Source organism: Devosia sp. GW821-FHT12F11, assembly GCF_058806655.1.
In genome coordinates this window covers 524,302-538,247 of the sequence record NZ_JBXAPX010000001.1, presented here as the reverse complement: position 1 = coordinate 538,247, position 13,946 = coordinate 524,302, and the positions used below count along the sequence as shown (strand labels likewise).

The window sequence follows — 13,946 nt, the reverse complement described above, 5'->3', positions numbered from 1 at the left end:
CCGCAGGCGAAGCCGAGAGAAACGCTGTCATATCGTGATCGCCAGTTCAGCGATCTTGGCGTCCGCGAGGACGAAGACGTATCGCAGATCGATCGGACTGCCGGGGAAGTCGCCGACGACGTGGCTCGTCACAAGCGTCCTGCCATTCTCGGTTGCCATGAAGAAGGGCTCCACAGTGTAGCTGTACTTCTGGGTGGACCCGGCCTTCCACTTGCGGATGGCACCAATGCCCACATGGGTCCTTCCCTCATCCTTGACGATGGCGTTGTCGGTGAAGACGGCAGCAAGGGCATCGGGGCTGCCATCGCGGTCGGCGGCGAAATAGGCTTCGATGCTCTCGGGCAATTTGATGGTCATTCGGGTTCTCCGGTTTTGACGGTGCAGCCTTGTCGACTGCGTGCCCGACCCCGTTTCAAGGTCGGCAGCTGCAAACTTAGGTCTGGACGAGTGCCACGATAACCAGGACAAAGGCGGACGAGGCGTTCCGAGAACCGGGATAATGACGCGATCCGTACTTGCCGATCTGGATGCCGTATTGAGCATCGCCCGTCGCGGCTCCTTTCGCGCTGCAGCACTTGAACTCGGCATGTCCACGACTGCATTAAGCAATGCCATTGCAAAACTGGAGCAGCGTCTGGGCATTCGCCTGTTCAACCGCACGACGCGCAGCGTTTCGCTTACCGATGCCGGGAAGACCTTTGTGGAGCGGGTTGGTCCGGCGATGACGGACATCCATGACGCCATGCTGGCCGCTCAGTCGCAGCAGGAGACGCCAATGGGCACGTTGCGCATCAACGCCTTTGCGTCCGCGGCACGAGAGGTGATGGCTCCGCTCATCCTCACATTCCTTCGGCGCTACCCGCAGGTGCATATCGATCTGGTCACGGAAGGGCGGCTGGTCGACATCGTCGCCGCGGGATTCGACATGGGGCTGAGGCCGGCGGACCTTGTGCCGAGCGACATGATTGCCGTTTCGCTTGGACTGCCGCGCCGTAACGCGGTGGTCGCTTCGCCCGATTTCCTGCGCACGCATGGGCGCCCTATCGTTCCGGCCGATCTCTACCGGTTTCGCTGCATTCGGGCGCGTCTTCCGAACAACGCACTGTTCCGCTGGCGTTTCGAGAAGGAAGGAAGCGCCGTGCACATCGATGTCCAGGGATCGATTACCCTCGACGAGCCGAGCCTGATGAGGATCGCTGCGCAGAACGGGATTGGCCTTGGATACGTCATGGAGGCGGACGTGCGCGAGGACATCTCTGAGGGTCGGCTCGTACGCGTTCTCGAGGACTGGACTCCTCAACTGGCGCCACTCTCGCTCTATTACCCGGGCAGGAAAAACCCACCTGCAGCCTTCAGTGCCTTTGTCCAGGCCGCGAGAGAGTTCGCAACCGCGACGGGTTAGCCGCTCCCGGACCAGTGTCCGATTTGGTCGCCAAGAGCGGGGATCGGGTCCCCCGCATGCGAGGGGTGTGCGTGCCTGCGTTCGTTATCCGATACACCCACTGGGTCCAGATCTTTCAAGCAGGCCGCGATCACATGTTCTCGTCGGCCTGTCCGACAGCCCGGAACGGGGGGCGCCCTTGGCGCGCTCCGTCCCGGGGACGCTGTCGGCAGAGGCTAGGTGCGCGCCTTCAGATAGGCGTCGCCCTGCTTGGTCAGCTCGGTCATGATCACGTCGAGGCCGGCGGCGTCGGCGGCCTTCTTCAGCTTGTCGAGCCCGGCATCGACGTCGCCGACCCCGTAGAACAGCGGGTTGGCGTACTGGGTCATCACGTTGTTCATCTGCGCCGCGGCTTCCTTGACCGGGGTCACGTCGGCGATGAACGAGGCGAAGGTGTCCGAGGTGAAGTTGTCGTAGTTCTGCGCCCAGCCGAAGACCTTCTTTTCGGACTCGGTCATCGACGAGGTGAGACGCTCGAGCCCGGCCCGCCACAGGATCGCGTAGCTGGGGAAGCTGTAGGTGCTGAGCTGCTCGAAGCTGTTGTCGCCAACCGCCTTCCAGTCCGTACCCTCGATGCCGAGCCCGACCAGATCGTGGTTCTCCTGGACCGAGAACCAGTCCTGCAGCGCCATGGCCCGGTCGACGTCGCCGCCATTGGCATTGACCACTATCATGTTGTCGGCCTGGAAGGTCTGCACCGGCTTGACACTGCCCAGCGGCCCGCCAAATGGCAGGACCTGGCCCAGGGCCGCGGTCGGGACGGCACGCTTCAATCCAGCCAGCCGGTTGGATTGCAGGCCATCCGTCATCGACCAGAGGCCCGCGAAGCGACCAGCGCCGAACTGGCTCTCGATCGTCGCCTGGTCGACGTTGAGCGCGTCGGCGTTGATGATGCCATCCTGGTAGTACTGGCGGATCTTGCGCAAAGCCTCGACGGTGCCCGCATCGTCCCACCACGGGATCGGCCGGGACGAGCCAGTCGTCGCCGCATCCTTGTCGAAGTAGAAGCGCAGGCCCGACCCGGCCAGCGAGTACTGCATGGTGTAAGGATTTTCCCACGAGTACTCGTTGAACATGCCGGTAGGGGTCGCCACCGCCGTTTGCCAGCCGGTCTGCGACGCCAGGGCGAACGGGGTGACCCCGGACTCCTTCTCCTTGATGGCGTAGAAGAACTTCTCGAGCGTGCCGAAGTCGTTGATTTCGGCGAAACCGTACTTCTCGGCCAGATCCTGCCGAATGCCGAAGTGCTGGATGCGTCCGGCGCTGTTGACCTGCGGAATACCCCAGAGCTTGCCGCCCCAGGAATTGGCTTCGATCAGCTTGGGCGCGATCTGCTTTTTGAGGTTCGGCCACTTGTCGATCTGCCCGGTCAGGTCGGCGAGGGCGCCGCTCTGCTGCAGCTGGGCCATGTTGAGCCACAGGGCCTGCAGCGCCGTATCGAACTGGGCGCCGGCGGTGAATTTCAGCAGCGACTGCTGGCCGTAATTGGACCAGTTGATGAACTGGGCATCGAAGGTGAAGCCATGCTCCTCCATGAGCTTGGCATTGGCCTTGTCGAGCACCGCCTTCCAGCCGGTCGGCGCCTGCGACGGCAGCAGGGCCACCGAGGTGCCCGAACTGGCACCGAATGCCGGCGACAGGCCCGAAAGGGCCGTGGCCACGCCGGCGGCCCCGCTGAGGGCCATGAAGTGTCTGCGCGTGAGTCTCATGTTGGTAGTCTCCTCCTCATTTGTGCGACGGGCTCAGGTGCCGTCGTCACCCCTTGGTGGCGCCAAGGGTGATGCCCTTGACGAAGAAGCGTTGTGCGAATGGGTAGGCGAGCAGAATGGGCCCGACGGTGAGCACCGTCATGGCGAAGCGCAGCTGGTAGACCGGCGCCATCGCAGCCCCGGCCGAGCTCGGCAGGCTCGCCGCATTGGTCACGTTGGAGATGAGGTTCTGCAGGATCAGCTGCAGCGGGAACTTGTCCGGATCGGAGAGGAAGAGCAGGCCGGTGAACCACTCGTTCCAGTAGGTGACGGCGTAGAACAGCCCGAGCACCGCGAGGATGGGCTTCGACAGCGGCAAGACGATCTGGAAGAAGATGCGCAATTCGCCGGCGCCATCGATACGGGCCGCATCGAGGATCTCCTCCGGCATCTGCCGGAAAAAGCTCACCGTCACGAAGATCAGGAAGGGCGCCAGCATCAGCGGCAGGATCATCGCGAACCAGCTGTTGGTGAGACCCAGCACCTGCGTCACCAGCAGGTAGAACGGCACCAGGCCACCGTTGAACAGCATCGGCACATAGGCAAAGATGGTCAGCGGGCGGCTGATGAACGGCAGCCGCCGGGCAATGACCCAGGCGATCGAGGCGGTGCACGAGATCGAGAGGATCGTGCCCACCACGGTGATGAACAGCGATGCGACATAGCCGTTGAGCAGCGATTGCCCGGTGAACAGCAGCTCGTAGGCCCGAAGCGAGAAGGGCTGCGGGAACAGGCTATAGCCGTTGAGGCCCAGCACCGACTCGTCGGTCAAGGAGCCCGCGACGATCATCCAGAGCGGCACCAGGCAGAACAGCCCGAACAGCGCGACGGTGACGTAGCTGACGGCCGCGAACGGCTCCATCCGGCGGCGGGTCGCCTTGCGAACGGGTTGTGCACCGACGTTCCCCGCGGCCCCAGCACTATCCTGATCGATGGCGCTCACAGGATGCTGCTTTCTTTGTGGAAGCGGCGCTGGACGAGGACCGCCGCCGCCACGAAAACGAAGCCGACCACCGACTGGAACAGGCCGATGGCGGCCGTGGTGCCGAAGTCGCCGATCATCCGCAGCGAGCGGAAGACGTAGGTGTCGATGACGTCGGTGGTCGGGAACAGCACGCCATTGTCCTGGACGATGGCGTAGATGGTGGCGAAATCGCCGAAGAACATGCGGCCGACGCCGAGCACCACCAGCACCGCGAAGGTCGGCAGCAGCAGCGGCACGGTGATCGACAGCGCCATGCGCCAGCGGCTGGCGCCATCGAGCGCCGCCGCCTCGTAGACCTCCTCGGAGATCGAGGTGATGGCAGCGAGGAAGATCACCGAGGTGTAGCCGCCCAGCTGCCACACCTTGACGATGGTGAGGATCCACGGCCAGGCGCCGGGCTCGGTGTACCAGCTGACCTGCGGCAAATCGACGACGCTCAGCAGGTTGTTGACGAGGCCGCCGCGCCCGCCAACGCCCGAGAGGATCACCTGCAGCATGATGGAAATGACGATGGGCGAGACGAAATAGGGAAAGAAGATCACCGACTGCATGAAGCGGCGATAAGGGCCGCCGCGGATCTCGTTGAGCATCAGCGCCAACACGAGCCCGGCAAACAGCGATGCGCCGAGAAACAGCGCATTGAGGAACACCGTGTTGAAGACGATGGTCGCGGCGTCGCCGCTCATCAGGAAGTAGCGGAAATTGGCGAGCCCGTTCCACGGGCTGCCGAAGATGCCGTCGCGAATGTTGAAGGCCTTGAAGGCCACCACCAGACCGACCATCGGGCCGTAGGCAAACACCAGGAACCAGGCGATACCAGGCACGGCAAGGAGCAGCAGCACCAGGCTGTCGCGCGACGACAACCGACGTCGGCGCGAGCCCGTGGGGGCGGCCTTTGGCTTGGCGACGGTCATTGCTCGGCCTGCCACAGCGGCGTGCCAGTCGGCCGTCCGGCGTGCCGGGCCGCCAAGGCGGCGCCTGCGCAGCCCGTGGCGCGCAACATGCGATAGATCACCAGGCCCCTCCCCCGACGAACTGTATCCGTCCGACACTAGAGTTTCTTATTTGAAACTCTTAGTATCAGATGATAACCGTGCCGACCAAACGGACAGGATGTCAAGCCATGCGTGAGGCTGAGATCGAGGCGCAGAACCGTAATCCGGCGATCGAGCGGATGATGGCCATTCTCCAGCAACTGGAGCGGGCCCCCAACGGGCTGGGCCTCAAGCGCCTAGTCGAGCAGTCGGGGGTGACGCGCTCGACCGTTTACCGCATCCTCAACTCGCTGACGGCGCACGGGCTGGTCCGTCAGTTGGAGAATTCCGATTACGTGCTGGGTAGCCGTCTGCTGTCGCTGGCCGATGCCGTCGGCATGCCATCCGGCGGACAGGTCGCCAAGGCCGCGCAGCCGCATCTCGATTTCGTGGCGCGCTCGCTGGGGGAGACCGCGAAGATCTCGATCTACGATCGCGGCCATGTGCTGGTCGTCGCGGTCGCGCCCGGCACCAAGCAGCACGCGCTGCATGCCCGGGTCGGCGAGCAGCTGCCGATCCATGCCGGCGGCAGCAGCAAGGCGCTCTTCGCCTTCCTGCCCGAGGCCGAACGCCAGCGCATCTATTCGCGGCCGCTGACGCTCTACAACGAACGTACCCTGATTGAGCCGGACGCGCTGGAGGGGGAACTGTCGCGGGTGCGCGAGCAGGGCTGGGCGCGCGACCATGGCGAGTTCAGTGCCTCGGTCAATTCCTACGCCGCGCCGATCCGCGATCGCTCGGGCGATGTGGTCGCCGCCGTCAGCATCCCGTTCCTTGCCGGCCGCGACGCCGAATACGAACAACTGGTCCGCGCCACGGCTCTCGCCACCGCCGACCGCATCAGCATGGGACTTGGCTGAGGCGTTGCTCTGCCTACGGAGCAAACGATCCGGCCCGGGGCGATTCGTTCTCTAAATGTTCTTGCCTCGTCCGCAGACCTCCTGCTAGCGTGCCGCGCGGATGTTGGGGGCTGGGGAATGGTCACGCGGGTTGCTACCGTGGCGTTTCAGGGGATCGAGGCGGTGCCGGTGGATGTGCAGGTGCAGATTGCGCCTGGCCTGCCCAAGTTCTTTCTCGTCGGCCTGCCGGACAAGGCGGTGAAGGAATCGGGTGAGCGGGTGCGGGCGGCGCTCTATGCCTCCGGACTCAGCCTGCCGCCCAAGCGGATCACCGTGAACCTCGCCCCGGCCGACCTGCCCAAGGAAGGCAGCCATTACGACCTGCCGATCGCACTCGGGCTGATGGCGGCGATCGGCGCCATCCCATCCGATGCGCTCGAAGGCTATCTGGCGCTGGGCGAACTCGGGCTCGACGGCCAGCTCGCGCCGACCGCCGGAGTGCTGCCGGCGGCCATCGCCGCACTATCGCGCGATATGGGGATCATCTGCGCCGAGGCCTCCGGGCCCGAGGCGGCCTGGGCCGGCGACGACCTCGAGATCGTCGCGCCACCGACGCTATTGGCGCTGGTCAACCATCTGGGCGGTTTTCAGATCTGCAGCCGCCCGGTGGCGCGGCGGCGGGCCGAGCCGGCTGGGCTGCCCGATCTCAGCGAAGTGCGGGGCCAGCAGGTGGCGCGCCGGGCCCTCGAGGTCGCGGCAGCGGGTGGCCATAACCTCCTGATGGTCGGGCCGCCGGGCGCCGGCAAATCCATGCTGGCGGCGCGGTTGCCCTCGATCCTGCCGCCGCTCAACCCGCGCGAACTGCTCGACGTGTCGATGATCCAGTCGATCGCCGGCGAACTGGCAGGCGGGGCGCTCAGCGATCGCCGGCCGTTCCGCGCCCCACACCACTCGGCCTCGATGGCGGCTTTGGTCGGCGGCGGCCTCAAGGTCCGGCCGGGCGAAGCCAGCCTCGCGCATAACGGCGTGCTGTTCCTCGACGAATTGCCGGAGTTCTCGCCCTCGGTGCTCGACAGCCTGCGCCAGCCGCTGGAAGCGGGCGAGACGGTGATCGCCCGCGCCAACGCGCATGTCAGCTTTCCCGCCCGCTTCCAGCTGATTGCGGCGATGAACCCCTGCAAATGCGGGCTCGCCGGCACGCCCGGCCATGTCTGCAAGCGCGGCGACCAATGTGCGCTCGACTACCAGGGCCGGGTCTCGGGTCCGTTCCTCGACCGCATCGATTTGCGCATCGACGTGCCCGCCGTTTCGGCCGCCGAGATGATCGGCCCCGCCACGGCCGAACCCTCCGCCGCCGTCGCCGCCCGCGTCGAAACGGCGCGCGAGCGGCAGCGCCAGCGCTACATCGAAGCCGGCCACCCCGATGTCTTTACCAACGCCGCCGCCGGGCCATCGCTGATCGAAAAACTGGTCAACCCCGACAAGGAAAGCCAGAACCTGCTGCTGCAGGCCTCGGAGCGCTTCAACCTCTCGGCCCGCGCCTACCACCGGGTGCTGAAAGTGGCGCGGACGCTGGCCGACCTCGCCGGCGCCGACAAGGTCGCCCGGCCGCACCTGGCCGAGGCGTTGAGCTATCGGCTGAACCTGGCGCTGGGCTAGGTCGCGGGCTGCGTTGGAGTGATGGATCAGGGCTGTTGAACCGCTCGCCGCTCGAAGCCAGTGAATTGGGCGAACGATGTGACTTCAACGCGATGCGGGGCGATGTTGGCGTAGCTGCGCCGCGTGCCGCAGACCGCGCCGCTATCCGCGAAAATCTCGAGGATGCCGCGGTCATAGATAACGCGGAGATCGGTGGCCGACGCACACTCGGCCTCGTAGCGGATCCTTCCGTCATCTTCAGCCAGTCGCACCGACAGGCGACCGTCCGACACCGATAGCTCGAAGGAAAGCTCGCCGCTCTCAGTCGCGACGATGCGCGTGCCGTCGAGATTGCCGGTCAAGCGGAGCTCGAATGGGGCGTCCCCCAGCAGGAAGCTGCCATCGTGCTCCCTCGCCAGGGGATAGGCCGGCCACGCGTCATCCAGCTCGGTCACTGGCTGCATGCGCAGCCGCCCCGAACTGTCGAGGCTGAGCTGGCGCGGCAGCGACATCTCGCCGGAGTAGGGCGAGCCGGCCGGCTTGCGGGATTCCCAGTTGAACAGCCAGGCGAGGGCGATCTGTCGGCCATCGGCCTCAACACTCTGCATGGCGTAATAGTCGGTGCCGAAGTCGAGGATCTGCAACTCGTCGATATCAGGGACGAAGTGATCGCCCTTGAACTCACCAACCCGGGCGAACAACAGGTTGTGGCGACCCGTGGCCGGTTCGGTATAGCCGACAAAGCCCATGACCATCACCCACTTGCCATCAAGCGGGAAGAAATCGGGGCACTCGACCGCCCGGGCGCCGTGCTCGCGGTAGTGTGCCGGGGCTCGATAGAGCGGCCCCAGATAGGTCCAGTCGCTGAGGTTGTCCGAACCATAGAGGAGCACTGCCGGGTCGCCGTGCAGCGCCGCACCCAGCACCATGCGGTAGGCGCCCGCCGCCTCGTCCCACCAGACCTTGGGGTCGCGGAAATCGTGCTCGACGCCCTGCCCTTCGGGACCGAGCGCAATCACCGTGTCGGAGCTGCTGGCGTGCAGCACATCCCGCCCCGGCCGGGCCAGCTTCTGCACCTCGCGATAGCCCTGGAACAGATCATAGGCCGGCAGGCGCTCGGTGTAGAAGAACATCCGGCTGCCGTCGCGGTCGGCAAACGCCGAGCCGGAAAAGGCGCCGCCGGTGGCCCCGAGCCGCCAGAGGTTCTGCTCGGGGTGGAGGAACACCGGCAGGTGGGTCCAGTTGAACAGATCCTTGCTGACCGCGTGCCCCCAGTGCATCGGGCCCCATTCGGTGCCGGCAGGGTGAAACTGATAGAACAGGTGCCAGGTCTCGCCGATCTTGCAGAGCCCGTTCGGGTCGTTCATCCACTGGCGGGGTGGCGAAAAGTGCATGATCGGCCGCGCCGGATCCGCTCGCATCGAGGCATCGATCTCAGGCTTGGTGCGGAGCGTCAGTCCGTCTTCGCCGAACTCCCAGATGGTGATGCCGGTTTCGGCCACGGTGGCCGGATCGTAGCCATAGGCCCAGAGGATCGCGTCGGACCTCTGCCATTCGACGGTGACGCTGCCGGCCTCGCGGTGCTGGTAACTGAAGAAATCCACGTGGCCGGAGAATGCCGGGACCTGCCACCGCACGGCATCGGCCTCAGAAATGCGGATCGACCCCGGCCCGCGCGCCCAGAACTCGAGCCGGTAGGCGGCGGGGAGGCTGACGGAGGATTTCAACTGTCGATCCGTGAGCTGTCTTGCGCCTGGGCCTGCCCCGGCACGGGTGTGCCGCGAAAAGCGTTCACCGACTTGTCCAGCAGCACCTCGATGTCGCTGCCAGAATCGAGAATGGTGTTCCCGGTGGAGCCCGGCTCGACCTGAACCGCGATCACCTCGAGGGCAGTGAGGTTCCTGGTTGAGAGGATGGCCTCGACCTGCGTCGCAAAGCAGTCGCTGTTGGGCGCGTCGTTCGCCGCGGCGCGTTCGGTCGTCGCCACGATGTGGTTGTTGGCGACATAGTTGCCGGTGCCCGAGACGATCCGGATGATCACCGGTTTCTCGTTCTGCGGCTTCAGGAACCGGCTGTCGATCGAGGCCGAGACGTGGTTGGCGATGACGGAGTTGTTGTCGCCGCTCAGATGCAGCAGGCCGAACTGGTCATCCAGCCCATTGTCATACCGCGTCATCGGCGCCCAGGGTTCGTGATCGCGAAGGAAGTGATTTGAGGCGACGAGGTTCTCCGAGCACTTGCCGGAGAAGACCAGCATTCCCGGATAGAAGGAGTGCAGCCGGTTGCCGGTAATGGAAGACCTGACTACGCCCGAGAACTCGATGCTGCTCCGCCCGCGCGGGAACACGTTGTTGCCGGAGACCAGCAGGCCGCCGAAGTTTTCGGCGTAGATCGAGTGCCCTGCATAGCCTGCGCCGATCAGGTTGTTGGAGATTTTCGAGGCCTGCCCCATGCCCCTGAGCTCGATGCAACTGCCGCATTCGGCAATGAAGTTGTTGTCGATAGTGGAGGCGTCGGCATGGTGGGAGACGAGGCCGTGCTCCAGGTAGACCAGGCCCATGCCGGTGATGCGAAACGAGTCGTTGGCGCTGGCGATGTGAATGCCGGTCTTGCCGTTTCGGTAGGAATTCTCCGCGTCGCCGTTTGAGGCATCGGTGAAATGCAGGCCGTCGATGCAGAAGTCGGCAAACTCGACGGAGCTGATGCGAGGATTGCCGGCGCGCTGCACCAGAAATGCCGCGCCGGCGGCTCCGTCGCCGGCTGGCCCGGCGAGATCGACGAGGATGCGGCTGCCCCCCGGCCAGATCTCGTGCCACTGCTCGAGCTCACGCCTCGGCGTGTTGAAGCGGATGCTCGACGAGGTGAAGCCGTGCCCCGATCCGACGATGCGCAGAAAGCTGATGTCGATGACGACTTGGGTGCGCAGGCGGAAATCGCCGGGCGGAATGTAGATCACGGCACCGGGCTTGCCGCCGTCATTGACATCGGGCGTCGCCTGCCGCCGCTTGATATCGGCAATGATGCTGTTGATCACCGCTCCGATATCCTCGTGCGGATTGCCGGCTGGCCACTCGGTAACGCTGTAGACGTTTGCGCTCGGCCCGCCATGGCCCCTGCTGATCTTGTCGAGTTCGATGCTTGCCACTGGACTAGCCTTTCACGGCGCCGAAGGTCAGCCCGCCGACAATCTGCTTTTGCAGCAAGAGGGTGACGAGGATGACGGGGAGGGAATAGAGGACTGCAGCGGCGGTCATCGGACCCCAGGCGAGGCCATAGACCGAGTTGAACTCCGCAATGACGATCGGCGCCGTCTTGCTGCTCTCAGAGGTGAGCAGCAGGGCGTAGAGAAACTCGTTCCAGCTGGCGATGAAGCTGAACAGCGCGGTAATGGCGATGCCGCTCGGCATCACCGGCAGGACGATGTGCCAGAAGGCCCCGAAGCGGGTGCAACCATCCACCCGCGCCGCTTCCTCCAGTTCCTTCGGCACGCCGTCGAAGAAGGCGGCCATCAGCAGCATGGCGAGAGGCACAGCCGTGGAGGTGTGGGCGAGGACGAGACCGATGGTGGTATCCAGCAAGCCCAGCGTCTTCATGATCTGGAACAGCGGGACGCCCAGCGACACGGCCGGCACCATGCGGGTGACCAGCGCAAACAGCATGAACAGCATGGTGATACGGCGGCGATAGAGCGCCGAGACATAGGCGGCCGGAACCGCGATCAGCAACGACAGCAGCGTCGTCAGGACCGCGACGATGGCCGAATTCAGGAACGCTTCCGGCAGGCCGACGGTCCCGATGACGCTGGTGAAGTTCTCCAGCGACATCCGCTGCGGGAAGAACGACGGCGGAATCTGTTGGACGTCGGCCGCCGGCTTCAACGCTGTCGAAACGAGGTAGAGGTACGGCAGGGCATAGGACAGCACCAGCAGCAGCGCCACCGCGTGGATGACGAGCTTGCCGAGATCGTAGGGGGCGCGATCAGCCACGGTCAGCTCTCCAGATTTTCCAGTAGGCGAGGCCGGCCACGCCGATCATCACCACGAGGAACAGGGTCGCGGTTGCCGAGGCCTGGCCGAGGTCGCCATAGCGGACCATCCGCTGGTAGATGTTCATCGAGAGCACTTCGCTCTGCTGGCGCGGCCCGCCCTGGGTCTGGATCCAGATCAGGTCGAAGGTCTTGAGCGCGTCGATGCCGCGGACCACCACAACCACCGCAAGCACCGGGCGCAGCATGGGCAAGGTGATGTACCAGAACCGGCTGATGGCGTTGGTGCCGTCGATCCGCGCCGCCTCGAGCACGTCGCGCGGGATGTTCATCAGGCCGGCATAGCTGACCAGCGCAACGAACGAGGTGGTCAGCCAGATATCGGCGGCCGCCACCGAATAGATCACGATGTCGGTGTCGGACAGCCACTTGATGGCGCCGGGGTCAGGAATGATGCCGAGTGCGGCGAGCCCGTAATTGAGGATGCCGATATTGCCGACGAGGAGAAAACGCCACAGGAGGCCGCCGACGATCGGTGAGATCATCAGCGGCAGGGCGAAAATGGTGCGGTGCCAATGCGAATGCCGGGCGATCGCTGCAAACAGCAGCGCCGCGCCGAGGCCGAACACCAGCTCGAAGAACAGCGCGAAGGCCGAGTACTTGAGCGTCCTGACGGCGGATTCGAGGATACGCTTCGACGTGAGCGCATCGACATAATTGGCCAGCCCCACAAAGACGCGGCTCGCCGGATCGATCAGTTTGACGTCGAAGAACGAATTGTAGACCAGCAGCGCGACCGGGTAGACCACGAGGAACCCCAGGAACAGCATGGCCGGCATCAGCATAAGCAGCACGAACCTGCGTTCGGTCATGCTCCCTCCCCCCGTTGATCAGTTGGGACCGAGGCGGGTCGCCGCCTCGGTCCCAAGCGCTCCTGGATACTTATTGGCCGAGGATATCTCGAGCGGTGGCCGCAGCATCGCGCAGCAGTTCCGCGACGTTGTCCTGGCATTCGAGGGCGCCCTGCAAGGCGGGCATCACGGCTTCGTCGACCAGTTCCTGGTAGTGCTCGTTGATCGGCCGGCCCTTGGTTGCGGGCGCTGAAAGCGTCGCCAGCAGCGGCCCGAAATGCTCGTAGCCGGGCTTGTCGGTGTAGCTGGCATAGGCCGAGTTGGTGGCAGCCAGCCCGAGCGGCGCTTCGATGCCCAGCGCGTTGTGGGCAACGGCAAAGGCGATGAACTGCCGCGCCGCGTCCTTGTGCCCGGAGGTCGAGGGAATGACGTTGTACCAGGGGCCGGGGATGCCGGCGACGCCGGCCGGACCACCGATCATAGGGGCGACGCCGACCTTGCCGGCGATCTTGCTGTCTTCCGGGGTCATCTTGTAGGCGTGGGCCCAGAACTTCATCATGGCGGTCTGGCCCTGGTAGAAGAGGTTTTGCGCCTCGCCCCAGTTGATTTCGAGCGCATTGTCCGGCGCTGATTTGTCTTCGCAGAGCGGCGCCCGGTAATTCTCCAGCGCGTCGATATGAGCCTGGTTGTCGAGGATGACCTGGCCCTTGTCATCGAGGATCACGCCGGGCGAGCCGGCCTGCAGCACCTCGGCCATCCATTCTTCCGAGGTCGCGCCGATCACGTCGGTGCCGAACATGCCATCCTTGGTGAAGAACTTGGCCATGTCGCGCCACTGCTGCCAGTTGGCCGGCGGCGCCAGGTCGTAACCATACTGCTGCTTGAAGGCTGCCTGGTTGGCCGGGTCTTCCCACAGGTCCTTCCTGTAGAAGACGATCTCGGCGTTGGCCCAGGCGGGCATGGCGATCAGCTTGCCGCCGACCTTGGCGTCAGCGAGCAGGGCCGGCGGGATGTCGGCCTTCACGGCATCGGTGAAGAGATCGCTCAGATCCTCGACATGCGTTGCGAAGGCGGCGTTCCAGACCACGTCGATGGTCGCGACGTCGTAGTTCGAGGTCCCCGAAGCGATCTCTGCGGTAAGCTTGTCGAACACGCCCTGATAGGGCACCTCGACGAAGTTGACCTCAATGCCGGTCTCTTTGGTAAAGGCATCGGCAGCGGCCTGCTGCAGCGAATGGCCGCCACCTTCAACCAGAACGGTGATGGCTTCGGCCTGCGCAGCGGAAGTTGCGAGGCACAGCGCGGCCACCGCGCCAAATAGCGTCTTGTTCATGTCCCCTCCTCAATTTCGGCTCGCGGTGAACGACCGGAGCAGCAGGACCATATGCAGTAATGTCGACGTCGTCAATTGAAATGACATCGTCG

General features: G+C 64.7%; 12 protein-coding genes. 3 read left to right on the top strand and 9 right to left on the bottom strand.

The window, feature by feature from the left end; translation table 11 throughout:
- Positions 1–27 precede the first annotated feature (27 nt).
- Positions 28–357, bottom strand: coding sequence for a nuclear transport factor 2 family protein (locus tag AC1ROK_RS02740; RefSeq protein ID WP_492843586.1), 330 nt, complete (start codon positions 355–357; stop codon positions 28–30).
- A gap of 142 nt (positions 358–499) precedes the next feature.
- Here AC1ROK_RS02740 and AC1ROK_RS02735 point away from each other — a divergent pair, with 142 nt between their 5' ends.
- Positions 500–1,402 (top strand): LysR family transcriptional regulator, encoded by a 903-nt coding sequence (locus tag AC1ROK_RS02735; protein ID WP_492843584.1) that lies wholly within the window; start codon positions 500–502, stop codon positions 1,400–1,402.
- A gap of 215 nt (positions 1,403–1,617) precedes the next feature.
- On the opposite strand, the gene AC1ROK_RS02730 is transcribed toward AC1ROK_RS02735, so the two are convergent.
- Genes AC1ROK_RS02730 through AC1ROK_RS02720 form a run of 3 tightly spaced genes read right to left on the bottom strand, consistent with a single transcriptional unit; the run spans position 1,618 to position 5,088 of the window.
- Positions 1,618–3,150 (bottom strand): DUF3502 domain-containing protein, encoded by a 1,533-nt coding sequence (locus AC1ROK_RS02730; RefSeq protein WP_492843582.1) that lies wholly within the window; start codon positions 3,148–3,150, stop codon positions 1,618–1,620.
- A 46-nt stretch (positions 3,151–3,196) separates the two neighbouring features.
- Positions 3,197–4,132: a carbohydrate ABC transporter permease gene (locus AC1ROK_RS02725; RefSeq protein ID WP_492843580.1), complete on the bottom strand. Its 936-nt coding sequence runs from the start codon at positions 4,130–4,132 to the stop codon at positions 3,197–3,199.
- A complete protein-coding gene (locus tag AC1ROK_RS02720; RefSeq protein ID WP_492843578.1) occupies positions 4,129–5,088 on the bottom strand; it encodes an ABC transporter permease in 960 nt (319 codons plus the stop codon). Before AC1ROK_RS02720 ends, AC1ROK_RS02725 begins: the two co-directional genes overlap by 4 nt.
- 209 nt (positions 5,089–5,297) lie before the next feature.
- Here AC1ROK_RS02720 and AC1ROK_RS02715 point away from each other — a divergent pair, with 209 nt between their 5' ends.
- Positions 5,298–6,068, top strand: a complete 771-nt coding sequence (locus tag AC1ROK_RS02715) for an IclR family transcriptional regulator (RefSeq protein WP_492843576.1) — start codon at positions 5,298–5,300, stop codon at positions 6,066–6,068.
- Between the two features lie 117 nt (positions 6,069–6,185).
- The gene (locus tag AC1ROK_RS02710; RefSeq protein ID WP_492843574.1) at positions 6,186–7,706 is read left to right on the top strand and encodes a YifB family Mg chelatase-like AAA ATPase; all 1,521 of its coding nucleotides are present in this window, start codon (positions 6,186–6,188) and stop codon (positions 7,704–7,706) included.
- Between the two features lie 26 nt (positions 7,707–7,732).
- Here AC1ROK_RS02710 and AC1ROK_RS02705 read toward each other — a convergent pair whose 3' ends face one another.
- The 5 genes from AC1ROK_RS02705 to AC1ROK_RS02685 all read right to left on the bottom strand — a co-directional run bounded on the left by AC1ROK_RS02705 (position 7,733) and on the right by AC1ROK_RS02685 (position 13,854).
- The gene (locus tag AC1ROK_RS02705) at positions 7,733–9,412 is read right to left on the bottom strand and encodes a glycoside hydrolase family 32 protein (protein WP_492843572.1); all 1,680 of its coding nucleotides are present in this window, start codon (positions 9,410–9,412) and stop codon (positions 7,733–7,735) included.
- Entirely contained in the window at positions 9,409–10,806 is a 1,398-nt protein-coding gene (locus AC1ROK_RS02700) for a NosD domain-containing protein (RefSeq protein WP_492844667.1), read from the bottom strand. Before AC1ROK_RS02700 ends, AC1ROK_RS02705 begins: the two co-directional genes overlap by 4 nt.
- A 28-nt stretch (positions 10,807–10,834) precedes the next feature.
- A complete protein-coding gene (locus tag AC1ROK_RS02695) occupies positions 10,835–11,671 on the bottom strand; it encodes a carbohydrate ABC transporter permease (RefSeq protein ID WP_492843570.1) in 837 nt (278 codons plus the stop codon).
- Positions 11,664–12,542: a carbohydrate ABC transporter permease gene (locus AC1ROK_RS02690; protein WP_492843568.1), complete on the bottom strand. Its 879-nt coding sequence runs from the start codon at positions 12,540–12,542 to the stop codon at positions 11,664–11,666. The genes AC1ROK_RS02695 and AC1ROK_RS02690 overlap by 8 nt, the downstream gene beginning before the upstream one ends.
- 70 nt (positions 12,543–12,612) lie before the next feature.
- The gene (locus AC1ROK_RS02685) at positions 12,613–13,854 is read right to left on the bottom strand and encodes an ABC transporter substrate-binding protein (protein ID WP_492843566.1); all 1,242 of its coding nucleotides are present in this window, start codon (positions 13,852–13,854) and stop codon (positions 12,613–12,615) included.
- Positions 13,855–13,946 lie beyond the last annotated feature (92 nt).